The following is a 24,880-nucleotide window of genomic DNA, read 5'->3' as shown; positions in this document are numbered from 1 at the left end:
TGGGTGAGCTGTTCAATTGTCTTTGGGTCAAAGTTAAGTCGTAAGGGTGGTCGTCGGCGGGAGCTGACTGCGAGACTCCGCTTCGCCTTTCACCGACAGGGAGTCCCCATGACCGAACTGCACACCCCCACCCGCAGACGGCCGCTCCGCAAGGCCCTCGCCGCTGCCCTCGGCGCGCTCGCGCTGGTCGTCGCCGTGCCGGCCACCGCGCACGCCGACGTCCTGACGCTGCTGCCGCAGAACGCCGACGGTTTGGAGCAGACGTTCTCCCCGGCCTACGACTACGACGGCGACGGCTGCTACGCCACCGCGGCCATCGGCGCCGACGGCACCATCAACCCGGGTCTCTCGCTCGGTGGCGACGTCAACGGCCACTGCCACGACTACGCGCAGCTCGCCAACGCCAACACGTACTCGCGCGAGAAGTGCAACAACGGCTGGTGCGCGGTGATGTACGCCAGCTACTTCGAGAAGGACCAGGCGACGTACGGGCCGCTGGCCATCGGGCACCGGCACGACTGGGAACACGTCATCGTGTGGATCCAGAACAACCAGGTGCAGTACGTCTCGGTGTCCCAGCACAGCAGCTACCTGGTGCAGCCGGCCTCGGCGATCCGGTTCGACGGCACGCACCCGAAGATCGTGTACCACAAGGACGGCCTGTCCACCCACGACTTCCGGTTCGCCAACTCCAACGACGACCCGCCGGAGAACGTGACCGGCGGCTGGTTCTACCCGCGTCTGGTGGGCTGGGACGGCTACCCGGCGGGCTACCGCGACAAGCTGATGAACGCGGACTTCGGCGAGGCCACCATCAAGATCAAGGACGGCTCGTTCAACGCCAACCTGGGGTACTCCATGCCGTCCGGGATCTCGTTCGACCCGAACGCCTGAGCCGGGCGCCGCCCCGGGGCGAGACGACCGTGCCGGGGCCGGGAAGGTGAGCCGGGCCCCGGCACGGAACCCGTGCTACGGCTTGCGGGCGACCGCTCCGTACATCGCGATGTCCTCGTCGCGGATGCCCTGCTCGCCGGTGCCGTCCGGGTGCCACTTGTGCACCTGGACGATGCCCGGCTCCACCAGTTCCAGGCCCTCGAAGAACGCGTGGGCCTCGTCGATGGTGCGCAGCCGCATCGGCATGTTGCGGGCCGCGTACTCGCGGGCGACCCGGCCCACCTCGTCGGGGGCGAACTCGGCGGTGCCGATGGACATCGCCAGGTAGCTGCCCGACGGCAGCGGTTCGAGGAGGCGGCGGACGACGCCCACCGCGTCGTCCGCGTCGAGCATGAAGTGGACGATGGCGATCACCGTGAGCGCGACCGGCTTGTCCAGGTCGAGGGTCTCGCGCAGCTCGGGGGCCTCGTAGAGGTTCGTCAGGTCACGGAAGTCGGCCTCGATGTACGCCGTCCGGCCCTCGGGCGTGCTGGAGAGCAGACCCTGGGACAGGGTGAGGACGATGGGGTCGTTGTCCACGTAGACGACCCGGGAGTCCGGGGAGACCGCCTGGGCTATCTCGTGCAGGTTCGGGGAGGTGGGGATGCCGGTCCCGACGTCCAGGAACTGACGCATCCCCGCCTCCTCGGCGAGCCAGCGCACGGCGCGGTTCATCCAGTCGCGGTTGGCTCGCATGTGGATCGGGAGCGCGGGCCACTCCCTTGACATCGCGTCGCCCGCCTCCTGGTCGGCGGGGTAGTAGTCCTTGCCGCCCAGGATGTAGTCGTAGATCCGCGCGGAGTGCGCGTTCTCGGTGTCGATGCGGTCGGCCGGCCATCCGTTGTCGGGCAACGCCTTGTCTCCCATTCAGGTGAGGGATGCGGGGGTGTTCGGGGGCTGCGCTGTGCTGCGGGGGATGCGGGAGTTGGTTGAACGATCAGCTATAGCAAGGAAGTTCCGGGAAATCCGATCACATCAGGAAGTCGGCGTCACCCGCCTTGACTCCGGCCAGGAAACTCGTCATCTCACGCGGCGTGAAGACCAGCGCCGGTCCGTCGGGGTCGGTCGACTGGCGGACCGCGACCCGGCCGTCGGCCAGCTTCTTCACTTCGACGCAGGCGCCGCCGGCGTCGTCGCTCCACGGCTTGGACCAGCCGCGCGCGCCGAGTTGCCGGGACGGGATGCCGTTGTGTATGGGGTGGTGCACGTCAGAGCTCCTTGCGAATCGCACCGAGGACGGCCTCGGTCTTTCTGGCGGGCGTCGCCTGCGCGCCCAGCCGGTCCAGGGCCTCGCGATAGACCACGACGTCGGCGCTCTTGTCCAGGTAGACAGCGCCCACCAGGCCGTTGAGATAGACGATGTCGGGCAGCTCGGGGGCCTTGAACCGGAAGAGGTGGTACGCGCCCGCGCGCATGGCGGGGTGCGGGCCGTTGGCGAACGGCATGATCTGCAAGGTGACGTGCGGGAGCCGGTTGATCTCGACGAGATGGTCGATCTGGGCGCGCATCACCCCGGGGCCGCCGACCGGCCAGCGCAGCACGGTCTCGTCCATCACGACCCACAGCCGGGGCGGCGCGGTCCGGGTGATCAGCTCCTGCCGGCGCATGCGCAGCGCCACCATGCGCTCGGTCGCCTCGCTCGGCGCGTGCGGGTTGCCGGCGCCGAGCAGGGCGGCGGCGTACGCGCGGGTCTGCAACAGGCCGTGCACGAACTGGTTCTCGTAGGCGCGGATCTGCAACGCCGCCTGTTCCAGGCTCAGGTAGGCGGCGAACCAGTCCGGCATCACGTCGCGGTAGGTGTGCCACCAGCCGCGCTTGTTCGCCTCGCGCACCGACTGCAGGAAGGTGTCGACCTCCTGACGGTCCGTCACGCCGTAGACCTGCAGGAGTTTCTCGGCGTCTGCCAGCCGGAGCCGGGCCACCTTGGCGGCCTCCATGCGGCGGATCGTGGAGTGGCTGACCCCGATCGCGGCAGCCGCCTGCTCGTAGGTCAGGCCGGCCCGGGTCCGCATCTCCTCCAGCTGCCGGCCGAGGATCATGCGCAGGACGGAAGGGGCACCGCCCCAGTCGGTCTCCGAGGTCACGCCCTACCCCCTCACACCAGGTTCCAGGGTCACCGTCTCACGTACCTGTGATCGTTCACGTACGCGTTCGATCACTTCGTGCCGGGAGCAGCATGCACTTCGCTTCTTGCAATTTTCAACTTGCCGGTTGCGAGGCGATGTTGGCAGATGCCAAAGTGGAGTCACTGCTCCGGCCGACCAAGGAGCAGGCGAAGCAGTCCAGTTGGGGGAGACTGAGCTGCGGTCCGGCGCCGCCCAGGCACGGGTCGTCGTCTGCCCTGGAGCGGCCCGGGACGGACGCGACCGATCAGCCCCCACGCTGCGAAGCCGGACGAAAGGCGCACGGCGATGGCCCCGCCCTCTCTCCCCCAGCCGCTCGACCGACTGCCCGAGGACCACATACCCGGCCTGCCCCGGCCGGCCCTGGCGGCCGCCGGCGAGGGCCCGTACCGCCCGTCGGACGCGACGGGCGTCCCCGGACCACCCGGAGGCGAACGCCTCGGTCGACTCCCTGGGCCGCAAGGCCTCGACCGGTTCGCCTCCGGGGACCGCCTCGCCCCGCGCAGCCGGGTCCTCGACCTGGCGCCGACCCCGCGTGCCGTGGGCAACGCCCGCCGCAGCGTGGGCGAGCTGCTCGGCTCGTGGGGCGTGTGCGAGGAGGCCCTCGACAACGCGGTCCTGGTGACCTCGGAACTGGTCACCAACGCGATCGTGCACTCGGCCGGCCGGCGCATCGTCTGCCGGGTGCACGCCGGCGCCGACCGGATCCGCATCGAGGTCGAGGACCAGAACAGCGGGAGCATCGCGCTCCCGGCGCCCCGGCGGGCCAAGCCCGACGAGCAGAACGGGCGCGGCCTGTTCCTCGTCGACGCGCTCAGTCTCGACTGGGGCGTCACGACCGCGCCGGAGGGGCGGCCCGCCGCCCGCGTCGTCTGGGCCGAGCTGTCGACGGCACCGGACGCACCGCTCACCACCCCCCACGCCTCAGGAGGCCCCCCGACCCATGGACCGTCCCCCCACTCCTGACCCCGCCGCCGACCCGTCCTGGACCCGCACCCGCCCCAAGCCCGGCCCGGAACAACCCCACACCGCTCCGGCCGGCTGAGCCGTCGGCACCACACCACGGCCGGGACGCGTCCGTCCCGGCCCTTCCGCCCGGCCGGCCCCGACCGCCGTTCACTCCGCCGCGTGGGCCAGCAACGCGGCGGCGGCCGCCCGCAGTTGTACCGCGGCGGTCACACAGGCCGTCGCCTGCCGGTCCAGGGCGGCGCAGCTCCACTCCGGGGCCCCGGCACAGTCGCGCAGCCGCTCCGCGGCGCCGCGCAGCCGCTCCGCGTAGCCGTCCATCCGGTCCGCGTCGACTCGCAGGCCGTCCACGTACGCGAGGAGTTCCGGGGCGGCGGTGGCGGGACGGGATTCGGTCGCCATGAGGTTCACCTGTACTCGGAGGGATGCCTAGCGCGGCAGCACCGCGCCGGCACTTCTGTGGGCCACGAACCGGGGGCTGGTCAGGACGAACCCGGGCCGTACGGCGTCGAGTTCGAGGACCTGCAGGTGTCGGGCGAGCGGCCCGTGGGCACCGTCCAGCCGCAACCGCAGCCGGGGGCGGGCATGGACGCGCGGCCTGCCGTGAGCGCGGACCAGGGTACGTACGGTGCTCTCGCCCCGGCGCCCGTACAGCACCCAGTCCGCCTCGGGACAGCGGGCTCCGGGGCCCGGGCGGCCCTCCACCGAGACTCCCAGCTCGGGCGCGTGGACGCGCAGTTCCCGGCCCTGCAGCTCGACGTCGGCGGCGCCGTGCACGGCCGGCTGGGCCCAGAGTTCCTCGGCCACCGCCCGCGCCTCCTCCGTGCCGACGGCGAGCGCGACCACGTACCGTCCGGTGCGCCGCAGGTCGGCACGGCGCAGCAGGTCCGCGGCGAGGTCGTACGCGTGCGGCCGCCACAGGTCGTCGACCAGCACCGACAGGCCGAGTTCCGTGTAGGGGCCGATCGTGGTGCAGCGGTGCTCGTAGAGGGAGAGCACGGCGAGGGCGCGGCGGCCGAGTCGGGTGGGGATCATCCAGGCGACGTCGGGCAGCAGGCTGCGGGCCACGTCGGTGTCGACCGGGAAGCACAGGTGCGCGGCGGAGGAGTCGTAGTAGCGCACCGGCACGTCGACGGGGCCCGCCGAGGTGGCGAGGCCGGCGGTCGGGACGGCCAGGAACGGGTAGCCCTCGGGCGGGCGGCCGCGGTCCCTGAGCCGGTAGAGGCGGGTGCGTTCGACCGGGCCCCGGTAGCGGGCGAGGGCCCGGTCGACGTCGGCCCGGGCCTGCGGGATCACCGTCTCCAGGTCGTCGATGTACACGCGCAGCAGGTGGCAGCGCGGGAACTCGCGGGTGGGGCCGGGGTAGTCGACCCGGTAGCGGTTGGGGTGCGGGGCGCCGGGGCCGTCCAGGACCGGGACGATGTCGTGCCGGTTGGTGATGCCGGCCACCCAGGTGCGCGGGTCGGCCGGACTGCGGTCGTCGGTCTGCGCGCCGACGACGGCCACGTGGGTGACCCGGTAGGCGCGGCAGAACTCGTCGTCCTGCGCGAGGCTGAGCAGCGCGATCCCGCCCTCGCCGTGCCCGACGAGCGCGAGGTCGGCGCCGCGCGGGATGCCGTGGTCCCGGATCGCCAGCAGGATCGAGCGGGCGTACGGCGAGTCGGTCAGGAACAGGTTGCGCCAGGCGCCGGCGAAGTCCTGAGGGGAGTCGTCGCGGGGGCGGCCGGGGGCCGTGCCGGGCGCCTGCACGACGTACCGGAGCACGCCGTCGGGGCCGCGCACCTCCTGGACGAGGACGCGGGCGTCCCCGGCGAGCACGTCGATGTTGCGCAGGAAGCCGAGGAAGGAGCCCTCGGTGGCGAGGGACGTGGCCTCCTGGGCCGACGGTTCGACGACCTGGGCGGCGCCCACGCCCCGGTCCGTACCGGCGAGGTGGGAGGTGCTGGTGCCCCGGCCCGGGGCGGCGGTCAGCTGCCGTCCCGCGGCCAGCGCCCAGGCCGTCTCGTCGCTCAGCGGGTCCTCGTCCAGCAGGCCCCGGACGGCGAGGAGGTCCGCCAGGATCGGGGCGAGCGCGGACAGCGGGCGCTGGGCGTCCCGGTCCTTGAAGAGGGCCCGCAGCGCGCGGACGGCCGCCTCCGGGTCGCGGTGGGGGCCGACCGCGTCCGCCAGCCGGCGCATGCCCGGGTCGCGCCGGAACTCGGGGTGGTCGAGGAGTACGGCGGCGATCCGCAGGCGCAGCGAGGTGACCGCCACCAGCTGGGCCAGGCTCGCCCGGCCCAGCGCCTCCCCCGCCGCACCGAGCAGATGACCCACGCCGTCCGGTGCGACGATTGCCGAGCCGCCGAGGCCCTGCCTGTTGGTGAGCGTCCGCAGCAGCGCCCAGCGGGCGGCCACGCCGGTGCGCGGGCGGCGGCGCGCGGAACCCGTCAGCGCCGGGGCGAACAGGGCGGAGCTGGTCCGTGCGGAGACCTCGCGGATGCCCTCGGCGACGGCCACCACGTCACGGGCGCACTCCCGCAGCATCTCCGCCGCGGGCGGCCCGCAGGCACGGCGCTCCGCTGCCATCCGGCGCTCCCTGGGATCGACGACATGGCCTGCTCCCATCGTGTGCCCTGGCTCCGGCGCCCGCACCTTCGTCCGTCCGGGTGCCCTGCGACCGGGTCGGGGTCAGGCGTCACCGGCGAGGCCGGCGGCGACCGTGGCGCCCAGTTCCCAGCATGCCTCGAGGTCGGCCTTGCGGGGCTCGCCGGTCACCGTGACCGGCTCGGCCGCCCGGCGCCAGCCGAGGCCGGTGGTGATCGAGTCGAGGGCGCGCAGGGCGCCGGTGACGTCGTTGCCGCCGTGCACGTAGGCCCCGAAGGGGCGGCCGCGCGTCTCGTCCAGGCACGGGTAGTAGATCTGGTCGAAGAAATGCTTGAGGGCGCCGGAGACGTAGCCGAGGTTGGCCGGGGTGCCGAGGAGGTATCCGTCGGCCGCGAGCACGTCGGCGGCGGTGGCGGACAGCGCGGCCCGCCGTACGACCCGCACGCCCTCGATCTCCGGGGTCGTCGCCCCGGAGACCACGGCCTCGAACATGGCCTGGCAGTGCGGTGAGGGGGTGTGGTGGACGATCAGCAAGGTGGGCACACCCGCACCCTGCCGTGTGCCGCCCGCCGGCGGCAAATGCCGGCGGGCCGGCGCTCAGGGCCGGGCATGCCCGCCCGCGACACGCCGCGCAGCGGGTGACAGGTCAGAACGAGGTCCGCTTGGTGCGCCACAGCAACGCGGCCCCGGAGACCAGCAGCAGGCCGCCGAAGACCGCGGGCCACAGGTGGGCGCCGGTCTCGGCGAGACCGCCCTGGACGGCCTGGGGCTCGGTCTGGGGCTCGGTCTGTGAACCGGTGGCCGGGGTCTCCTGGCCGGCCGGGGCGGCGACCGCGGTGCCGGTCGGCGAGGCGGTGGCGTTGCCGGTGGGTGCCTCGGTGTCGGGCCGTTGCGTCGGTTCGCTGATGACGCCGCCGCCCGACGACTTGGTGGTCGACGTCTTCTTCGGCGACGGAGTCGCGTAGACCCTCGGCAGCCCGGTGGAGCCGGAGCCAGGGGCGGTGGCGGTGGCGGTCTCCGTGGCCGGGGTGCCGGCCGGGGGCTCGGACGAGGGCTGGTCCGACGACGGCTGCTGGGTCGCCGGCTCGGACGGCTCGGCGCTCTGCGTCTCGGCCGGCGGCTCGGACGGGCTCGCGGTCTCGCTCGGCCGGGACGGCTCCGCGCTCTGGGACGGCGGCTGCTCGTCGGCGCCCGCGCCGCACGTACGGCCGGAGTTGATGCAGTCGACCATCTTCCGCATCAGGCTCTCGTCGAAGACGTTGATGAAGTCGCCGTGGTCGGTGACCGGCTTGTGCAGCTGCTCGGGGAACGAGTCCACCGCGAACAGCGGGACCGTGCGGCCGCCGTCCTGGAGGCTCGGCGCGGCCACGGCGTAGACGATGCGCTGCACCAGCTGCGGGATGGCCTGGAAACCGGCCGGGCAGCTGCCGTCGGGGCCTTCGAACGCCACGTGGGTGCGGTGGTTGGCGCTGTCGATGTTCCGGCCGTCCCAGCAGCTCTGGAACCGGAAGGTGCGCACGACGTCACTGCCGGAGGGGCAGAGCGGGTACTTGTCCTTGAGCTGCCGGTCCTCGTAACCGGTGCAGCTCCAGGAGGCGTTGGCGTTGGCCGGGCCGTTGACGAACGCCTTGGCGTCGCCGGTGATGATGCGCAGCAGCCGCGGCATCTCGGTGACCTTGGACGTGGGGTTGCCCTCGAAGGTCAGCGTGACCTGCTTCGCCGTGAGGATCTGCCCGGCGTTGCCCTCGGTGCCGCCGCCCGGCTTGTCGGCGTCCCGCTCCTGCTTGCCGTTCTGCAGCCGCAGCACGGGCCAGTAGTACGTGGACTTGTCGCCCTGGTCCGCACAGCTGGTCTGCGCGTTCGCCAGGTCCTGGTCGCTGGCGAAGGCGTTGTTGGACTGGTTGCCGATGTAGTCGTGGAAGTGGTGGGCGCCGTTGGAGACGCCGGGCGCGACGATGACGTTGTCCGAGTTGAACAGGCCGTTCGCGTTGACGCCGCAGCTGGAGGAGAAGGTGCCGGTGGAGCCGCCGGGCTGTTCGGCCGGGGTCGAGACGTCGGGCTGGACCGAGGTGATGTCCGCGTAGTCGGCGGCGACCGGCCCGTTGCCGCCCTGGCCGCCGCCTGTGCCCTGGCCGCCGGCGCCGGTGCCCTGGCTCGGCGCGGCGCTGCCCTGGCCGCTCTGGCTCGGCGTGGCACTGCCCTGGGGAGCCGCCGACTGCCCGGCGCCCTGGTCCGACGAGCGCAGGGTGCAGGCGGCGAGGTCGTCGAGGCCCTGCGGGCGGTCGCCCACACGGCCGATGGCGTCGGCGATGCGCTGGAGCGACTCGGACCGCTCCGCCTTCAGCGGGTCGATGATCGCCTGACCGGCGAAGCCGGGGTTCTGCTCGATCTCGGCCGCGGACCGGGTGAGTTGCTGGTAAGCGGCGGCGATCTGCTGGTCCAGCTGGGCGAGTTCACGGTCGACGTCCGCCCGGGCGCCGTCGGGAACCGCGGTCAGCCGGCTGCCGACGTCGGGGCAGTAGATCGTGGGCGCGGACAGCACCTGGCCCGTGGCGACCTGTCCCTGGTCTCCGCCGTTCTCGGTGGCCGAGGCATAGACGTTCACCGCGACCAGTCCTCCGCCGCCGAGCATCAGGGCGACCGCTGCGAAGGTCGCGCGCTGTGCGCCGGTCGGGCGTCTGCGCCTGTTGCGTCTCAAGGTCGTTCCCCTGCGTGTCGTGGGCGGCCGGGCATGGAATTCCCCCGCCCTATACGGCCCACGGCCCCACCGTGTTCAACAGACCCACGAATTCACGGCGACCTCACAGAAAGCGCGTGCACCGGAGCAGACGAACGCGACCGACGGCAACGCCCCGGTGACCCTGCGAATGCAATGGATGCGCGCGAAATGCCGTTCCGTACGGTCGAGTTCCGAACGCTACGACGAACATCACAAATACGTATCGGACATTAGCCACTTCAACCTTCACACGAGTGACACAAGTTGGCTAAGTTGACGGGCAAGCCGCTCGGCTCCCCCCGGCGAATCCCGTCGGGCCGCGCGGCCTCCGCCGAGTCCGGTGCCCCCTCAGGGGCTGATCCGGAGCCGGGGACCCAACCGACCACTGGGGTGAATCGGCCACCGTCCGCAAGGACAAAGGCCGTAGGGCATGCCTTCCGGATTCGACCGCCCGAACCCGACAGCTAACCCGGTAGGCGGAGTACGGAAGGAGCACGACCCCTCAATGGCGCCCGAGAGCCGTGACGAGGTTCGACAGCGGATCGACAGCCTCTACGACCAGGCCGAGAACGCCACCGGGAACTACAACGCCACCCGCGCGATGAGCGGGGGCTCGCGCTCACGCGGCGTCCCGCTGTTCAAACGGCCCCGTCGTGACGACCCGGGCCTCGACAACATCGCCCGGGAATGGTTCGAAGGGGCGCGCTCGAAGCTCGGGCCGAGCGTTCCGGCCGCGCTGCCCTCCGACCGGCAGCCCGCCCGGCCCGGCCCGCGGCGGCCCGTCAGCGCCATGGCCGCCGACCTCCTCGGCCAGCTGGAGGACTCCGGCCCGGCCCGGCTGGAGCTGACCGCGGGACCGTCCGCGCAGAGCGAGATCGAGGTCGTCCGCGAGCTGCCGGCGCGCCCGAAGCTGGAGTTGACGGCAGGGTCCGCCGCGGCGCTGCCCGCGGGGACCCCGGGTGCGCCCAGGGCGCTGCCCGCCGCCGGGCCGCAGCGGCCCACCCCGGGTGCCTCGAAGACCAGGAACCAGCTCAAGCTCGCCAAGGCGCGCGAGGTGCTGTCCCAGCGCACCGGGCAGCGCGCGATCGCCGCCCTCGACGCGACCCCGGCCCCTGTCGCCCAGGGTGTTCCGCAGTCGCCCAGCCCCTGGCCGACGCCCGAGGCCCAGGCACCGGCGCAGCAGTGGCAGGCTCCCGGCGTCGGCATACCGAACCAGCGCACCGGCAGCGGCTCCGCCCGGTCCGGCTCCCCCGCCGCCACCCGCGCGCTCCCGGCGGTGACCGAGACGGGCGGCATCCCGATCGTGTCCCCTTCGGACACCGGTACCTTCCGCATCATGACCCCGGGGGGTGCCGACCGTGCCCCGACCCGGGCCGCGGCCGACACGGGCGGTTTCCGCGTCATGACCCCGGGCGGCTCGGGCGGCGGGACCTACCAGAGCGCGCCCGCCATGGACACGGGCGCCGCCCAGGCTCCGGCGCCGGGGGACAGCGGCTCCTTCCGCATCATGACGCCGGGTGCCACGGGCTCGTTCCCGATGCCGACGCCGGCCGACGCGGGCGGCTTCCCGACGGCTGATCCCATGGCGAGCACCAGCGTCTTCCCGACCGCGGACCCCATGACGGGCACCAGCGTCTTCCCGACCGCGGACCCCATGACGGGCACCAGCGTCTTCCCGACCGCGGACCCCATGACGGGCACCAGCCTCTTCCCGACCGCGGACCCCATGACGGGCACCAGCCTCTTCCCGACCGCGGACCCCATGACGGGCACCAGCCTCTTCCCGACCGCGGACCCGATGACAGGCGCCGGGGCCTACCCGACCGCAGCTCCCACGAACAGCGGCGCCTACCCGACCGCGGCGCCAGCCGCTCCCGCCCCGGCCCCCAGCCCGATGGACGCCGGCGGTTTCCGGATCATGTCGCCGAACGCGGCCGCCTCCTACACCGACGTTCCGCCGGTCGCCGCCGACACGGCCTACGGCACCGGCGGGTACCCCATGACAGCCCCCGCCGTCCCTGCCCCGCCCACGGCCGCCGTGCCGATGGCCGCCCCCTTCGCCGCCGCACCCGCCGCCGACCTGGCCGGCGCCTACCCGGCGGGCACGCAGGCCGGTGCCTATCCGGAGGGCATGCAGGCCGGAGCCTATCCGGAGAGCATGCAGGCCGGCGCATATCCGCAGGGCATCCAGTCCGCCGACGGCGCGTACGCCTACGCCGCCACCATGGCCGTGCCCACCGCGATGGCCGCGCCCGCCGCGGCGATGCCCGCGCCCACGCCCATGCCGATGGCGGCATCTGTGGCAGCCCCCATGACGGCGCCGATGGCAGCCCCCATGGCGGCACCCCCCGCACCGCCGACCGCCGCGATGCCGACGGTCATGACCGCGTCGCCCGAGGCGATGACGGCTGCCGCGCCCGCGATGGCGATGCCCGTGGCCGCCCCCGCCCCGGTCGTCACCGCCCCGCTCCCCACCACGCCCCTGCCGACCGCGCCCGGGCAGGTCCCGGCCCCGGTGCCCACCGCAGCGGCGCCGGCGCCCGGCGGATACGCCGACGCCGGTGCCTTCGTCCAGCCGGGCGTCGCGGCCGAGCCGGGCAAGGCGATGAAGGCGCTCGCGTTCGCGCGGGAGCAGATCGGCCGGCCGTGTGTCTGGGGCGCGACCGGGCCGGGGGCGTACGACGCCGCCGGCCTGACCCAGGCCGCCTGGCGCGCCGCCGGCGTCACGCTGCCGCGTACCGCGGCGGAGCAGACGCTGGCCGGCACCCCGATCGCGCTGGCCGCCGTCGAGCCGGGTGACCTGGTCTTCTTCTTCGACGACGACAGCCACGTGGGGATCTACGCGGGCGGGGGCACGATGGTGCACGCGCCGAGCCCGGGGGCGCTCATCCGCGAGGAGTCGATCTACAACGCCGGGGAGTCGGCGATCCACCGGGTGATCCGCCCGGCCTGACCTCCGTGGCCGTCGGGCTCAGGCCCTCCGCCGCCGGGTGCGCCAGCTCTCGTGGTGGTCCAGGAGGGTCTCCTCGACGGGCCGGTAGGCGAGGCCGAGTTCGCGGACGCTGCGGCCGTTGTCGACGCGGAAGCGGATGCCGAGGTGCTTGCGTATGTAGTCCTGGGTGAGGCCGAAGAGCGGCCCCAGGACGCGTACCGGGCCGTGCGGGAGCGCGGTGCGCGGCAGGCGGGGGTCCCAGGGGTGGCGGGTGCGGATGATCCGGGACATCTCGTGGAAGGACGTCATCGTCTCGTTGGCCACGATGTAACGGCCCCTGGCCGCCGGGTTCTCCGCGGCCGCGATGTGCGCGTCGGCCACGTCGCGGACGTCCGCGGTGGTGAAGCTGAAGTCCGGGGCGCCGTAGCAGAAGCAGCCCTTGAACAGTTCGTCGAGCAGGAAGAGGCTGCCGGACTCGGAGGCGGGCGTGAGGGAGGGGCCGAGGACCAGGCCGGGGTTGATGGAGACCAGGCGCCAGCGGTCCTGGGCGGCCTCGGCGTTGCGGGCGGCGCGCTCGGCGACGGTCTTGGCGTAGTGGTAGGGGTTGTTCGCCACGGTGCTGGTGGTGTTGACGTATTCCTCGGTCAGCACCCCGTCGGCCATCTCGCGGACGTCGGCGTAGTCGCCGAAGATCGTGCCCACGGTGGAGGTGAGGACCAGGGTCTCCACCTCCGGCGTGCGCTCGACGCCGCCGAGGACGTTGCGGGTGCCGAGCAGCGCCGGATCCACCACGTCCCGCTGCCCGTTCTTGATCCGTTCCGGCATCAGGAACGGCGAGGCCACGTGGAAGACGGTCGCGCAGCCGCGGAACGCCTCGTCGAAGGAGCCGTCCTTCAGAAGGTCCGCCTCGAACAGGGTGAGCCGGCCGGGGAACGCCTCCTGGAGCTCCCACAGGGGCCGTACCTTCGCCGTGTCGGAGGCGCGGCGGACGGTCGCCCGGACCCGGTACCCGCGCTCCAGCAGCCGCCGTACCAGGTGGCTCCCGACGAATCCGCTGCCGCCGGTCACCGCGACGGCCGTCTCCCCGCATACTGCCACGCCCTCACCCCTCGCCCTCCGGCCACCGCGCCTCGGTGCGCCGCAGAGGACAGGGTGGTGCATGTGACGTGTGCCCGCCAAGCACCCGGAGGGCCTCCGGGCCACCCCGAGGCCATAAGCCGGACCCGATACACGTCATAAGATCGGCTTATGAGGTCATAGGGCGGACCCGCGTACTAACTTAGGACTGCCTTAGCTTAGGCTTCCCGTTCGAGATCGATTGTCCTCACTCGAAGGGAACCTGATCATGCCGCGCCCCCTGCGGGTAGCCATCGTCGGAGCCGGCCCCGCCGGGATCTACGCCGCCGACGCCCTGCTCAAGTCCGCGGTGGCCGCCGAGCCCGGCGTGTCCATCGACCTCTTCGAGCGGATGCCCGCCCCGTTCGGCCTGATCCGCTACGGCGTCGCCCCCGACCACCCGCGCATCAAGGGCATCATCACGGCCCTGCACCAGGTGCTCGACAAGCCGCAGATCCGGCTCTTCGGCAACGTGGACTACCCGGCCGACATCAGCCTCGACGACCTGCGCACGTTCTACGACGCCGTGGTGTTCTCGACCGGCGCCACCGCCGACCGCGAGCTGCGGATACCCGGCATCGAGCTGGACGGCTCCTACGGCGCCGCCGACTTCGTCTCCTGGTACGACGGCCACCCGGACGTGCCGCGCACCTGGCCGCTGGAGGCCGAGAAGGTCGCGGTCCTCGGCGTCGGCAACGTGGCCCTGGACGTGGCCCGCATCCTCGCCAAGACCGCCGACGAGCTGCTGCCGACGGAGATCCCGCCGAACGTCTACGACGGCCTGAAGGCCAACAAGGCCCTCGAGGTCCACGTCTTCGGCCGCCGCGGCCCGGCGCAGGCGAAGTTCTCCCCGATGGAGCTGCGGGAACTGGACCACTCCCCCACCATCGAGGTCATCGTCGACCCCGAGGACATCGACTACGACGAGGGCTCGATCGAGACCCGGCGCGGCAACAAGCAGGCCGACATGGTCGCCAAGACCCTGGAGAACTGGGCGATCCGCGACGTCGGCGACCGCCCGCACAAGCTCTTCCTGCACTTCTTCGAGTCGCCGGCCGAGATCCTCGGCGAGGACGGCAAGGTCGTCGGCCTGCGCACCGAGCGCACCGCCCTCGACGGCACCGGCAACGTCAAGGGCACCGGCGAGTTCAAGGACTGGGACCTCGGCGCCGTCTACCGCGCCGTCGGCTACCTCTCCGACCGGCTGCCCAAGCTGCCCTGGGACATCGAGTCGGGCACCGTCCCGGACGAGGGCGGCCGGGTCATCGAGGAGAGCGGCGGCCACCTCCAGTCGACGTACGTCACCGGCTGGATCCGGCGCGGCCCGGTCGGCCTCATCGGCCACACCAAGGGCGACGCCAACGAGACGGTGTCCAACCTGCTGGACGACTACGCGAACGGCCGCCTGCACACCCCCGAGGCGCCCGCGCCGGAGGCCGTGGACGCCTTCCTCGCCGAGCGCGGCGTCCGCTTCACCACCTGGGAGGGCTGGTACCGGCTGGACGCCGCCGAGAAGGCGCTGGGCGAGCCGCAGGGCCGCGAGCGCGTCAAGCTGGTCGAGCGCGAGGACATGCTCCGCGAGAGTGGCGCCTGAGGCGCTCGGACGTGACCTGTGACAGGGGGCCGGCGCACTGCCGTCGGCCCCCTTCTCGTGCTTCCTTCGCGTGCGTCCTTGTCGTGCGTCCTTGTCGTGCGTCCTTGTCGTGCTTCTTGCTCATGCCTCCCGGCGGCGGGAACGGGGCCCGCCCCTAGCGGATGGTCGGGCGGTCCCCGTTCCCGCCACCATTCTCCGAGGCCGGCCGGATCAGGGGCACGGGTGAACCGGCGTCGTACGACGCACTCGGTTCGCACCCCGGGTGCGGGGCGCACTCGCCGCGCGCGGGCGGCCCCCGCCCTATGAGACGCGCTCCCGGGCGGCGATACTGGAGGACGCACTCCCCTCCCACCAGCAGATTGGCCCATGTCGAACTCCGCCGCCGACCGTGCCGTCCTTCCGCCGACCGTCTGGGCCGCCCGCGGCCGTCACACGGGTCCGGACTCCGAGGAGGTGATCCGCAGGATCCTGCGCAGCCGCAAGGAGACCGGCGTCCTCGACGACTTCGCGGAACCCCCCGTGCCCGAGGACTCCGCCCGGCGCGTCTTCGAGGCCCGCTGGCGCGTCGGCGACGGCACCGTGACGGTGCGCGCCCGGCTGGTCCTGGCCGTCGACCTGCAGGGCCGGCAGGCGGGGCGGGAGTGGCAGCTCGTCGCCGAGGCCGACCGGCCTTGCGACGAGGCCTGGCCCTCCCCCGCGGTGATGTTCTGGCCCGACGGCGAGGAGGCCGGTGACGGCGGCGAGGCCGCCTGGGACTACCACCCGGCGGTGGCGGGCGTCAGGCTCCGCACGGTCAACCCGCTGCCCGCCGACGACAAGGACATGCGGCGCGTGCTGCGGGACGCGGCGAAGGACGCCTGGTGCGTCAACCTCGTCGTGCACGAGGCGATGACCCCCGACGCGCTCGGCCGGCTGCCGCTGGTCCGGCAGCTGCCGCCCGGTCTGGCGCACCGCGTCGTGGAACACCGGGCCGCGCCCCACCAGTTCCGTGCCGTCAACTGGGCGCTGCGCGACCTCGGGGTCGAGGTCCCGCGCGGCGGCGCGGTACTGCTGCCCCCGGACCCGGCGCCGTCGGACTACGACGCGCAGGACTACGCGGTGCGCAGCGTCTTCCTCGACGGCTCGGAGCCCACCGAACTGTTCGCCGCCGTGCGCCGGTTCGCCGCGCTCCCGAAGCCCGCGCCGCTGGGCGCCGAGGAGGCGCTGGCCGATCTGCGGGACAACTGGACCCTGATGACGCTGGAGGAGGAACTGGCGCGCGAGCGCAAGCGCGTCGCGCAGTACGCCGAGGCGCTGGAGGCCATGACCAGGTCGCGGGACCTGTACCGGGAGGCCGCCGAGCGGGCCGGCGAGGCGCTCGCCGCCCTCCGCGACGCGCCCGCCCCGGCCGCACCGGCACCCCGGACCGCCTCGCCCTTCCAGCAGTTGACCCGCGCGGTCAAGGGACTGCGGGCCCCGAAGGACGGTGCCGGGCCGGCGGCCATGCCCGAGGACGAAACCGGGAAGACGGACCAGTGAGAGACCCCGGGCCGGATCGGGGCCGGACGACAGGACAGTCATGGACACCACCACGACCGTGCTCGTGATCTGCGCGATCGTCGCCGCGGCCCTGCTGGCCGGCGCCGTCGCCGTACTCGTGCGGCTGGTCCGCACCCGGCGCACCCTGCGCCGGGCCGGGCTGCCGACCGGCTCGCGCTGGGTGTTCTGGGGCGCCGTCCTGTATCTGGTGCTCCCCACCGACCTGCTGCCCGACCCGATCTACCTCGACGACATCGGCGTCCTGCTGCTGGCCCTGCGCTCGATGCGCGCGGCCCTGCCGGCCACGGAGGAGCCGGAGCTCTGACCAGCCGGGCATGATGGGGTGATGCGAGCCACCTTCACCGGTGTCCCCGGTCTGTCCTCGACGCCCGAAGTCGCCGTGGTCGTCGACGTGATGCGCGCGTTCACCGTGGCGGCCTGGGCGTTCCACCGGGGCGCCGAGCGGATCGTGTTCGCCGAAACCCTCGACGAGGCGCTGGAGCTGAAGGCCCGTCACCCCGGCTGGCTGGCCTTCCAGGACGGCCCGGTGGTGCCGGGCTTCGACCTGGCCAACTCTCCGGCCCAGCTGCGCTCGCTGGACGTCGCGGGCCGTACGGTCGTCCAGAAGACCACCGCCGGGACGACCGGGGCGCTCGCCGTCACCGGCGCCCGGCTGCTGCTGTGCGCGAGTTTCGTGGTCGCCGGGGCCACCGCGGCCGTGCTGCGGCGCGAGCGGCCCGCGGCGGTCACCTTCGTGGTCACCGGGGACGGCGGGCGGGCCGAGGAGGACCTGGCCTGCGCCGAGTACGTCGCCGGGCTGGTGAGCGACGGTTCCGTAGCCCCGGGCCCGTTCGTGGAGCGGGCCCGGAACTCCGGCGGGGCGGCGCGGCTCGCCGAGGGCCTGCGGCTCGGCTGGGAGGGCGTGCACCCCGAGGACGTACCGATGTGCCTGGAGGCGGACGTCTTCCCGTTCGCCATGGCGGCCGCGCGGGAGGACGGTCACCTGGTGCTGCGGCCGGTGGGCGGCGGCTGAGCCGGCCGGGTCCGCACCGGCCCGTGTCCCGGGGGTGCGTGTTCGGGCCGTCGTGACGCATTCTTGCTGTGTCACCCACCCGGCGGTGCGCGGACGAGGTAGGACCCGATGACTGGGAGCGACGAGCACGTGGGCCGGGCGCGTGAGCGGCTGACCGCGCTGCTGGTCGAGGCCTCGACCGGCGCCCTCGGCGCGGCCGGTGCCCACGTCGCCGGGGTGTACCTGCGCTCCGGCACCCCCGGGCTGCTCCGGCTGGCCACGCTGGTGGGGCTGCCGGGCCCGCTGTTCAGACCCTGGTGGCGGCTGCACATGGACCGGCCGTTCCCGGTCGCGGACGCCTACCGGCTCGGCACGCGGGTGGTGCTGCCCAACGCGGCCGAGACGGTGCGCCGCTACCCGCAGTTCGCGGCGGGCCTGCCGTTCCAGTTCGGTTCGGTGTACACGCCCGTGCCCGGGGCGGAGCCGTCCTTCGGGGTGCTCACCGTGCTTCTCTCCGGTACCGCGGACACCGTGGACGAGCTGCCGGACCTGGACAGGCTGGGCCGGCTGGCCGAGCGGCTGGGTGCCGGGCTGTGCGAGCTGGTGGCCGAGGAGGGGGACGCGGCGGTCGCCTGGGAGGGCGAGCCGGTGTGCGTCCGGCCGCCCGCCACCCGGCCGGGACCGGCCCGGGTGGGCCGTTTCACCTGGGACCCGGTCACCTCCGCGGTGCACGCCGACGACCGGCTGCACGCCCTGCTCGGCCGGGCGCCGGCGGAGTTCCCCGGTACCGGGGCCGAGCTGGCGGTGGCCGTGACGCCCGCCGACGCGGACGACGTGCTGACCGCACTGCACGAGACCGCGGCCGGCAAGCCGCCGCCCGCCCCGCTGCGGGTGCGGTCCGCGGACGGCGCCCCGCTCCTGCTGGAGCTGTGGCCGCCGCCCGGCACCGAAAACCCCTCACTGGTCTCCGGGATCGTCATCGACCCGGGCCCGTCCGCCCCCGCCGACGGAGCGGCCGACCTGCTCCCCGAGGGCGTCTTCTGCCTGGACCGCTCCGGCGTCGTCCGCTACGCCAACCCGGCGGCCGTCCGGCTGGCCGGCCGGCCCCGCGCCGAGCTGCTCGGCCGGCCCCTGTCGGAGGCGATGCCGTGGCTGAGCGGGCCGCCGTACGACGACCACTGGCGCGGGGCGCTGCTCGCCCGCGGCCCGGTGCACTTCCAGGTCCGGCGCGGCGGCGCCGCGGAGGGTGACTTCCTCGCCCTGTCGGTGCATCCGGGCTCCGACCTGGTCACCTGCACGGTCGTCCCGGCCAGCCGGATCGACCCGCCCGTGCACCTGTCCCCCGCGGCCGGGCCTGGCACGCTCGGGCGGTCCGGCGGCTCCTCGATGACCCCGCTGTACCGGCCGATCGCCCTGGCGATCGCGCTGACCGACGCGGTGACCGCCCGGCAGGTGTCCGCGGTGGTGATGCAGGAGCTGCTTCCCGCGTTCGGCGGCCGCCGGCTGGCCATCTACCTGCTCCAGGACCGGCATTTCTACCTGGCCTGGGAGTCGGGCTTCCCGCCGGGCTTCCTCGCCCCGTTCGACGGTGTGGGTCTGGACGCCCACATCCCCGGCGTGGAGACCCTCACCACCGGCCGGCCGCTGTTCTTCGAGTCGATGCGGCGGCTGGCGGACACCTACCCGGGTCTCGCCCTGGACGCCGAGGTCGGCTCCCGCGCCTTCCTGCCGCTGATCGCCTCGGGGCGCCCGGTCGGCACCTGCATCCTCGGTTTCGAGTCCGAGCGGACCTTCAGCACCGAGGAGCGGACCGTCCTCATGGCGCTCGCGGGCCTGATCGCGCACGCGATGGAGAAGGCCCGCCGCTACGACAGCGAGGCCGCCCTGGCCCGCGGTCTCCAGCAGGCACTGCTGCCCCGCCGCCTGTCGGCGCACCCTCAGGTGGAGACCGCCGGCCGGTACCTGCCGGGCACCCAGGGCATGGACGTGGGCGGCGACTGGTACGACGTGGTCGGGGCGGGCGACGGCCTCGCGCTGGTCATCGGCGACGTCCAGGGGCACGGCGTGCAGGCGGCCGCCACCATGGGACAACTGCGCAGCGCGGTCCGGGCGTTCGCGCTCAGCGACCGGCCGCCCGACGAGGTGCTGAGCGGCACCAACCGGCTGCTCATCGACCTCGACCCGGGCCAGTTCGCGAGCTGCTGCTACCTGCGTCTCGATCCCGCCACCGGGCGCGCCCGGATCGCCCGGGCCGGTCATCCGCCGCCCCTGCTGCGGGCCCCGGACGGCCGTACCCGGGTCCTGGAGATCCCCGGCGGTGTCGTGCTGGGCGTCGACCCGCGGGCCCGGTATCCGGTGACCGGTCTCGAGCTGGCGCCGGACGCGATTCTCGCCCTGTACACGGACGGTCTCGTGGAACGGCCGGGCGCCGACATCGACGACGGCATCGCGGCGCTGGGGGCGGCCCTGACGGAGGCCGGGGCGGCGCCGGGGCGGCGCGGCGCCCGTACCCTCACCGGGGTGGCCGACCGGCTCACCGCCATGGCCCGGCACGCCACCGACCGCCCCGACGACGTGGCGCTGCTGCTCGCCACCCGGCGGCCGGGCGCCGCGGACCGGGCGTGACCGGGACACGGCGGGGTATCGTCCTGGTTACCTCTGGGGACGCTCTCGCCTCGGGCGGCGCGGCAGTGTAGACATGGGCTCATGGTCCGTCAGCCCGGCCGGTCCGACACTCGGCCGTCCCGATCCGGGACTCCGCGCGCGCCGCTCGCCCAGCGGAAGCCGAACGGGCCGGGGCGCAACCGGTCCGGACGGCTGTGGTCGACGCTGAGCGGCCGTAGCGTGGCCGGGCAGGTGTTCGTGCTACAGGTCGCGATCGTGCTGCTGCTGATCGTGTCGGCGGTGCTGGCGCTGGTGCTCCAGGTGCGGCGCGACAGCAGCATGGAGGCCCGCAACCGGTCCCTTGCCGTCGCCCAGACCTTCGCCGACGCCCCCGGCACGGCGGCGGCGCTGCGGCTGCCCGACCCGACGACGGTGCTCCAGCCGCGGGCGGAGGCGGCCCGCAGGTCGACGGGCGTGGACTTCATCGTCGTCATGAACACCGACGGAATCCGGTACACGCACCCCAAGCCGGACCGCATCGGCAAGAAGTTCGTCGGGACCATCGGGCCCGCGCTGGCCGGCGGAACCGTCACCGAGGAGGTGCACGGCACCATCGGGGAGCTGGTGCAGGCCGTGGTCCCGGTCCGGGACGCGAACGGCAAGGTGGTGGGTCTGGTGTCGGCCGGTATCACCACCGCGCACGTGGGCGGCACCGCCGACCAGCAGCTGCCGCTGCTGCTGACCGCGGCCGCCGCGGCGCTGGCCCTGGCGACGGCGGGCACCGCGCTGGTCAGCCGGCGGCTGCTGCGCCAGACGCACGGTCTCGGCCCGGACGAGATGACCCGGATGTACGAGCACCACGACGCGGTGCTGCACTCCGTGCGCGAGGGTGTGCTGATCGTCGGGGGCGACGGCCGGCTGATGCTCGCCAACGACGAGGCGCAGCGCCTGCTGGACCTGCCGGCGGAGGCCGAGCGCCGCCGGGTCCAGGACCTCGGCCTGGACCCGGAGACGGCGACGCTGATCGCCTCCGGGCGGGTCGCCACCGACGAGGTGCATCTGGTCAAGGACCGGCTGCTGGCCGTCAACCAGCGCCCCATCGAGGTGCGCGGCGGACCGCCCGGCAGTGTCATCACGCTGCGCGACTCCACCGAGCTGCGGGCCCTCTCCGGCCGCGCCGAGGTGGCCCGCGAACGCCTGAACATGCTGTACGACGCCGGGGTGGGCATCGGCACCAGCCTGGACGTCACCCGTACCGCCGAGGAGCTCGCGGAGCTGGCCGTGCCGCGGTTCGCGGACTACGCCGCCGTGGACCTGTACGAGGCCGTCCTCAAGGGCGAGGAACCCAAGCCCGGGGACGCACTGCGCCGGGTGGCGTGCACCGGCATCCGCAAGGACGCCCCGTTGTACCCGGTCGGCGAGAGGTTCCAGTTCGTGCCGTCCTCGCCGCAGGGCCGGAGCCTGCTGAGCGGCGAGTCGGTCGTCGAGCCGCGGCTGCGGGAGGCGCCCGGCTGGCGGGCCCAGGACGTGGAGCTGACCGGCCAGATCCTGGCGTTCGGCATCCACTCGCTGATCACGGTTCCGCTGCGGGCCGGGAACATGGTGCTGGGCGTGGCCAACTTCTGCCGCTCGGAGAAGCCCGCCCCGTTCGACACCGAGGAGCTGGCCCTCGCGGAGGAACTGGTGGCCCGCGCCGCGGTCTCCATCGACAACGCCCGCCGCTACACGCGCGAGCACAGCATGGCGGTCACCCTGCAGCGCAGTCTGCTGCCGCGCAGCCTGCCCGCGCAGAGCGCCCTGGACATCGCCTACCGGTACCTGCCGGCCCAGTCGGGCGTGGGCGGCGACTGGTTCGACGTGCTCCCGCTGTCCGGGGCCCGGGTGGCGCTGGTGGTCGGCGACGTGGTGGGGCACGGGCTGCACGCGGCGGCGACCATGGGGCGGCTGCGCACCGCCGTGCACAACTTCACGGCGCTGGACCTGCAGCCGGACGAGCTGCTGGGCCTGCTGGACGAGTTGGTGGGCCGCATCGACCAGGACGAGACCCCCGAGGACGGCGCGGACACCGCGGCCACGATCACCGGCGCGACCTGCCTGTACGCGATCTACGACCCGGTGTCACGGCGCTGCACGGTGGCCCGTGCCGGTCATCCGCCGCCGGCGCTGGTCAGGCCGGACGGCAGTGTGGAGTTCGCGGACGTGCCTGTCGGCCCGCCGCTGGGCCTGGGCGGGCTGCCCTTCGAGACGGCCGAGCTGGAACTGGCGCCGGGCAGCAGCCTGGTCCTGTACACCGACGGGCTGGTGGAGGACCGGAAGCGGGACATCGACGAGGGGCTCGAACTGCTGGCCGGCGCCCTGGAGTCGGCGGCCGGCGAAACCCCGGAGCAGACCTGTGCGGCCGTCCTGGAACGGCTCCCGGCCCGCCCCAGCGACGACGTCGCGCTGATCGTCGCCAGGACCAGGGCGCTCGGCGCGGACCGGATCGCCGAATGGCAGGTGCCGGCGGATCCCGCGGCCGTCTCGGACGTGCGGTCCAGGGTGACCCGCCAGCTGGCGGAGTGGGACCTGGACGAGCTGTCGTTCACGACCGAGCTGCTCCTCAGCGAGCTGGTCACCAACGCCATCCGGCACGGCCGGGCGCCCATCGGGGTACGGCTGCTGCGCGACCGGACGCTGATCTGCGAGGTCTCCGACGGCAGCACCACCTCCCCGCACCTGCGGTACGCGGCGAGCACCGACGAGGGCGGCCGGGGTCTGTTCCTGGTCGCGCAGATGGCCGAGCGGTGGGGCACCCGCTACACGCCCGCCGGGAAGGTCATCTGGGCGGAGCAGCCGCTGCCGTGATCCTCAGCCCAGGGCGCGGTCCAGGTTGAAGGCGGCGCTGATGAGCGCGAGGTGCGTGAACGCCTGCGGGAAGTTGCCCTGCTGCTCACCGGTGCGGCCGATCTCCTCGGCGTACAGGCCGAGATGGTTGGCGTAGGTGAGCATCTTCTCGAAGGCGAGCCGGGCCTCGTCGACGCGTCCGGCGCGCACCAGGGCCTCCACGTACCAGAAGGAGCAGATCGAGAAGGTGCCCTCGTCGCCGCGGAGGCCGTCGGGGCTGGCCTGCGGGTCGTAGCGGTAGACGAGGGAGTCGGAGACCAGGTCCTCGGTGAGGGCGTCCAGGGTGGACAGCCACTTGGGGTCGGTCGGGGCGATGAACTTGGCCAGGGGCATCATCAGGAGCGAGGCGTCGAGGACGTCGTCGCCCTCGTGCTGGACGAAGGCGCCGCGCCGCTCGGACCAGCCGCGGTCCATGATCCGCCGGTAGATGGTGTCGCGGCACTGGCGCCAGCGGGGCAGCTCGGCGGGAAGGCCGCGCCGGTTGGCGAGGCGGATCGCGCGTTCGATGGCGACCCAGCACATCAGGCGCGAGTACAGGAAGTTCTTGCGGCCGCCACGGGTCTCCCAGATGCCCTCGTCGGGCTGGTCCCAGTGGTCGCAGACCCAGCCCACGAGGCGGGTGACGTCGTCCCACTGGTCGCTGGAGATGGGCTCGGCCCATTTGTCGTAGAGGTAGATCGAGTCGATGAGGGCGCCGTAGATGTCCAGCTGGAGCTGGCCGGCCGCGTCGTTGCCGACCCGTACCGGGGCCGAGCCGCAGTGGCCCTCCAGGTGGGTCAGCTCGCGTTCGGGCAGGTCGGAGCGGCCGTCGATGCCGTACATGATCTGCAGCGGGCCGGAGGCGAAGCCGTCGCCCGGGCTGATGTAGGTGGTCACGAACTTCATGAAGGCGGCGGCCTCGCTGCTGAAGCCGAGCCGCAGCAGGGCGTAGACGGCGAAGGCGGCGTCGCGGATCCAGACGTAGCGGTAGTCCCAGTTGCGTTCGCCGCCGAACTGCTCGGGGAGGCTGGTGGTGGGCGCGGCGACGATGGCGCCGGTGGGGGCGTAGGTGAGCAGTTTCAGGGTGAGCGCCGAGCGGTGCACCATCTCGCGCCAGCGGCCGCGGTACCGGGACTGGTGGAGCCAGCGCCGCCAGTAGCAGACCGTGGTCTCGAACTGCTGCTCGGCCTCGGCGCGGGCGCAACCGCGGGGGGCGATGTCCTCGCCGGCCTGGTCGAGGGCGAAGACGGCCGACTCCCCCTCGGTGAGCTTGAAGTCGGCGCAGGCGTCCGGCCCGTCGCTCTCCAGGGCCACCGTCGAGGTGAGCAGCAGGGACTTGGCCGCGGACTCGAACAACGCGGTGTCACCGATCATGCGCAGGGTGTGCGGGTCGGCGCCGTAGTTGAAGCGGGGGGCCACCCGGACCCGGAAGGGCACGGTGCCGCGCACGCACAGCACCCGGCGGATCAGCCGGTGCCGCGCGCACTCCTGCGACTCCCCCGTCACCGGCATGAAGTCCTGGACCTCGCCGACCCCCTCGTCGGTGAAGAACCGGGTGATCAGCACGTTCGTGTCGGGGAAGTAGAACTGCTTGGTCCGGGCCGGGACGGCGGCGGCCAGCGCGAAGAAACCGCCACGCTCGGCGTCCAGGACGGCGGCGAAGACGCTGGGGGCGTCGAAGGACGGGCTGCAGTACCAGTCGATCGTGCCGTTGCTGCCGACCAGGGCCACGCTGCGCAGATCGCCGATCAGCCCGTGCTCGGCGATCGGCAGATAGCGGGGGCTCCCGGGCGCATTCTGGTAAAACGCCTGCTCGGCCATCGTGACGGCCTCCCCGGAACGGATGTACGGTCACCTTACAACCTAAAAGGGGCGAATTCCTTCCCGGGATGCGGGGTGCGGCCGGGCGGGCAATCGT

General features: G+C 73.4%; 18 protein-coding genes and 1 riboswitch. Of the genes, 9 read left to right on the top strand and 9 right to left on the bottom strand.

What is annotated here, in order from left to right; genetic code table 11:
- The first annotated feature begins 108 nt into the window (after positions 1 to 108).
- Positions 109 to 894 carry an NPP1 family protein gene (locus ACZ63F_RS04175; RefSeq protein WP_469708472.1) on the top strand — a complete coding sequence of 262 codons (786 nt, stop codon included), beginning with the start codon at positions 109 to 111 and terminating at the stop codon, positions 892 to 894.
- Positions 895 to 969: 75 nt separating this feature from the next.
- On the opposite strand, the gene ACZ63F_RS04170 is transcribed toward ACZ63F_RS04175, so the two are convergent.
- The 3 genes from ACZ63F_RS04170 to ACZ63F_RS04160 all read right to left on the bottom strand — a co-directional run bounded on the left by ACZ63F_RS04170 (position 970) and on the right by ACZ63F_RS04160 (position 3,017).
- Complete coding sequence (locus ACZ63F_RS04170; RefSeq protein WP_469708470.1) at positions 970 to 1,785, bottom strand: SAM-dependent methyltransferase; 816 nt, start codon at positions 1,783 to 1,785, stop codon at positions 970 to 972.
- A 118-nt stretch (positions 1,786 to 1,903) separates the two neighbouring features.
- Positions 1,904 to 2,140: a DUF397 domain-containing protein gene (locus ACZ63F_RS04165; protein ID WP_469708468.1), complete on the bottom strand. Its 237-nt coding sequence runs from the start codon at positions 2,138 to 2,140 to the stop codon at positions 1,904 to 1,906.
- 1 nt (position 2,141) lies between these two features.
- Positions 2,142 to 3,017 carry a helix-turn-helix domain-containing protein gene (locus ACZ63F_RS04160; RefSeq protein ID WP_469708466.1) on the bottom strand — a complete coding sequence of 292 codons (876 nt, stop codon included), beginning with the start codon at positions 3,015 to 3,017 and terminating at the stop codon, positions 2,142 to 2,144.
- A gap of 327 nt (positions 3,018 to 3,344) precedes the next feature.
- On the opposite strand from ACZ63F_RS04160, the gene ACZ63F_RS04155 reads away from it, so the two are divergent.
- Positions 3,345 to 4,022 carry an ATP-binding protein gene (locus tag ACZ63F_RS04155; RefSeq protein ID WP_469708464.1) on the top strand — a complete coding sequence of 226 codons (678 nt, stop codon included), beginning with the start codon at positions 3,345 to 3,347 and terminating at the stop codon, positions 4,020 to 4,022.
- 150 nt (positions 4,023 to 4,172) lie between these two features.
- Here the strand turns inward: ACZ63F_RS04155 and ACZ63F_RS04150 are convergent, their stop codons facing one another.
- The 4 genes from ACZ63F_RS04150 to ACZ63F_RS04135 form a co-directional block, all read right to left on the bottom strand.
- Positions 4,173 to 4,424 carry a hypothetical protein gene (locus ACZ63F_RS04150; protein WP_469708463.1) on the bottom strand — a complete coding sequence of 84 codons (252 nt, stop codon included), beginning with the start codon at positions 4,422 to 4,424 and terminating at the stop codon, positions 4,173 to 4,175.
- 27 nt (positions 4,425 to 4,451) lie between these two features.
- Positions 4,452 to 6,587 carry a hypothetical protein gene (locus ACZ63F_RS04145; RefSeq protein WP_469708462.1) on the bottom strand — a complete coding sequence of 712 codons (2,136 nt, stop codon included), beginning with the start codon at positions 6,585 to 6,587 and terminating at the stop codon, positions 4,452 to 4,454.
- Between the two features lie 102 nt (positions 6,588 to 6,689).
- Positions 6,690 to 7,148, bottom strand: coding sequence for a flavodoxin family protein (locus ACZ63F_RS04140; protein ID WP_469708460.1), 459 nt, complete (start codon positions 7,146 to 7,148; stop codon positions 6,690 to 6,692).
- 103 nt (positions 7,149 to 7,251) lie between these two features.
- The gene (locus ACZ63F_RS04135; protein WP_469709324.1) at positions 7,252 to 9,237 is read right to left on the bottom strand and encodes a DUF1996 domain-containing protein; all 1,986 of its coding nucleotides are present in this window, start codon (positions 9,235 to 9,237) and stop codon (positions 7,252 to 7,254) included.
- Positions 9,238 to 9,643: 406 nt separating this feature from the next.
- Positions 9,644 to 9,819, top strand: a riboswitch (cyclic di-AMP (ydaO/yuaA leader).
- 10 nt (positions 9,820 to 9,829) lie between these two features.
- On the opposite strand from ACZ63F_RS04135, the gene ACZ63F_RS04130 reads away from it, so the two are divergent.
- Positions 9,830 to 12,277 carry a C40 family peptidase gene (locus ACZ63F_RS04130; protein WP_469708457.1) on the top strand — a complete coding sequence of 816 codons (2,448 nt, stop codon included), beginning with the start codon at positions 9,830 to 9,832 and terminating at the stop codon, positions 12,275 to 12,277.
- 18 nt (positions 12,278 to 12,295) lie between these two features.
- On the opposite strand, the gene ACZ63F_RS04125 is transcribed toward ACZ63F_RS04130, so the two are convergent.
- Positions 12,296 to 13,354 (bottom strand): NAD-dependent epimerase/dehydratase family protein, encoded by a 1,059-nt coding sequence (locus ACZ63F_RS04125; RefSeq protein WP_469708456.1) that lies wholly within the window; start codon positions 13,352 to 13,354, stop codon positions 12,296 to 12,298.
- 247 nt (positions 13,355 to 13,601) lie between these two features.
- Between ACZ63F_RS04125 and ACZ63F_RS04120 the strand changes: the two genes are divergently transcribed.
- From ACZ63F_RS04120 to ACZ63F_RS04095, 6 genes are all read left to right on the top strand, one after another.
- Complete coding sequence (locus ACZ63F_RS04120) at positions 13,602 to 14,966, top strand: FAD-dependent oxidoreductase (RefSeq protein WP_352363172.1); 1,365 nt, start codon at positions 13,602 to 13,604, stop codon at positions 14,964 to 14,966.
- Positions 14,967 to 15,332: 366 nt separating this feature from the next.
- Positions 15,333 to 16,484, top strand: a complete 1,152-nt coding sequence (locus ACZ63F_RS04115; protein WP_469708454.1) for a hypothetical protein — start codon at positions 15,333 to 15,335, stop codon at positions 16,482 to 16,484.
- Between the two features lie 40 nt (positions 16,485 to 16,524).
- On the top strand, positions 16,525 to 16,809 hold the full coding sequence (locus ACZ63F_RS04110; protein ID WP_469708452.1) for a YkvA family protein: 285 nt from the start codon (positions 16,525 to 16,527) through the stop codon (positions 16,807 to 16,809).
- A gap of 21 nt (positions 16,810 to 16,830) precedes the next feature.
- Positions 16,831 to 17,517, top strand: a complete 687-nt coding sequence (locus tag ACZ63F_RS04105; RefSeq protein WP_469708450.1) for a 2-phosphosulfolactate phosphatase — start codon at positions 16,831 to 16,833, stop codon at positions 17,515 to 17,517.
- A 108-nt stretch (positions 17,518 to 17,625) separates the two neighbouring features.
- Positions 17,626 to 20,121 carry a SpoIIE family protein phosphatase gene (locus tag ACZ63F_RS04100; RefSeq protein WP_469708448.1) on the top strand — a complete coding sequence of 832 codons (2,496 nt, stop codon included), beginning with the start codon at positions 17,626 to 17,628 and terminating at the stop codon, positions 20,119 to 20,121.
- A gap of 81 nt (positions 20,122 to 20,202) precedes the next feature.
- Positions 20,203 to 22,944 (top strand): SpoIIE family protein phosphatase, encoded by a 2,742-nt coding sequence (locus ACZ63F_RS04095; RefSeq protein WP_469708446.1) that lies wholly within the window; start codon positions 20,203 to 20,205, stop codon positions 22,942 to 22,944.
- A gap of 3 nt (positions 22,945 to 22,947) precedes the next feature.
- On the opposite strand, the gene ACZ63F_RS04090 is transcribed toward ACZ63F_RS04095, so the two are convergent.
- Positions 22,948 to 24,783 carry a glycoside hydrolase family 15 protein gene (locus ACZ63F_RS04090; protein WP_469708444.1) on the bottom strand — a complete coding sequence of 612 codons (1,836 nt, stop codon included), beginning with the start codon at positions 24,781 to 24,783 and terminating at the stop codon, positions 22,948 to 22,950.
- Between the last annotated feature and the right edge of the window lie 97 nt (positions 24,784 to 24,880).

It is taken from the genome of Streptomyces sp. NPDC104761 (assembly GCF_055583445.1).
This window is presented reverse-complemented; position numbering and strand designations above follow the sequence as displayed.

What these genes read in the sequence shown, in the direction of transcription:
- ACZ63F_RS04135 (WP_469709324.1), bottom strand. Translation starts at nt 9,237, where the DNA reads ATGCTCGGCGGCGGAGGACTGGTCGCGGTGAACGTCTATGCCTCGGCC.
- ACZ63F_RS04105 (WP_469708450.1), top strand. Translation starts at nt 16,831, where the DNA reads ATGCGAGCCACCTTCACCGGTGTCCCCGGTCTGTCCTCGACGCCCGAA.
- ACZ63F_RS04175 (WP_469708472.1), top strand. Translation starts at nt 109, where the DNA reads ATGACCGAACTGCACACCCCCACCCGCAGACGGCCGCTCCGCAAGGCC.
- ACZ63F_RS04120 (WP_352363172.1), top strand. Translation starts at nt 13,602, where the DNA reads ATGCCGCGCCCCCTGCGGGTAGCCATCGTCGGAGCCGGCCCCGCCGGG.
- ACZ63F_RS04090 (WP_469708444.1), bottom strand. Translation starts at nt 24,783, where the DNA reads ATGGCCGAGCAGGCGTTTTACCAGAATGCGCCCGGGAGCCCCCGCTAT.
- ACZ63F_RS04130 (WP_469708457.1), top strand. Translation starts at nt 9,830, where the DNA reads ATGGCGCCCGAGAGCCGTGACGAGGTTCGACAGCGGATCGACAGCCTC.
- ACZ63F_RS04155 (WP_469708464.1), top strand. Translation starts at nt 3,345, where the DNA reads ATGGCCCCGCCCTCTCTCCCCCAGCCGCTCGACCGACTGCCCGAGGAC.
- ACZ63F_RS04095 (WP_469708446.1), top strand. Translation starts at nt 20,203, where the DNA reads ATGGTCCGTCAGCCCGGCCGGTCCGACACTCGGCCGTCCCGATCCGGG.
- ACZ63F_RS04115 (WP_469708454.1), top strand. Translation starts at nt 15,333, where the DNA reads ATGTCGAACTCCGCCGCCGACCGTGCCGTCCTTCCGCCGACCGTCTGG.
- ACZ63F_RS04150 (WP_469708463.1), bottom strand. Translation starts at nt 4,424, where the DNA reads ATGGCGACCGAATCCCGTCCCGCCACCGCCGCCCCGGAACTCCTCGCG.
- ACZ63F_RS04145 (WP_469708462.1), bottom strand. Translation starts at nt 6,587, where the DNA reads ATGGCAGCGGAGCGCCGTGCCTGCGGGCCGCCCGCGGCGGAGATGCTG.
- ACZ63F_RS04100 (WP_469708448.1), top strand. Translation starts at nt 17,626, where the DNA reads ATGACTGGGAGCGACGAGCACGTGGGCCGGGCGCGTGAGCGGCTGACC.
- ACZ63F_RS04110 (WP_469708452.1), top strand. Translation starts at nt 16,525, where the DNA reads ATGGACACCACCACGACCGTGCTCGTGATCTGCGCGATCGTCGCCGCG.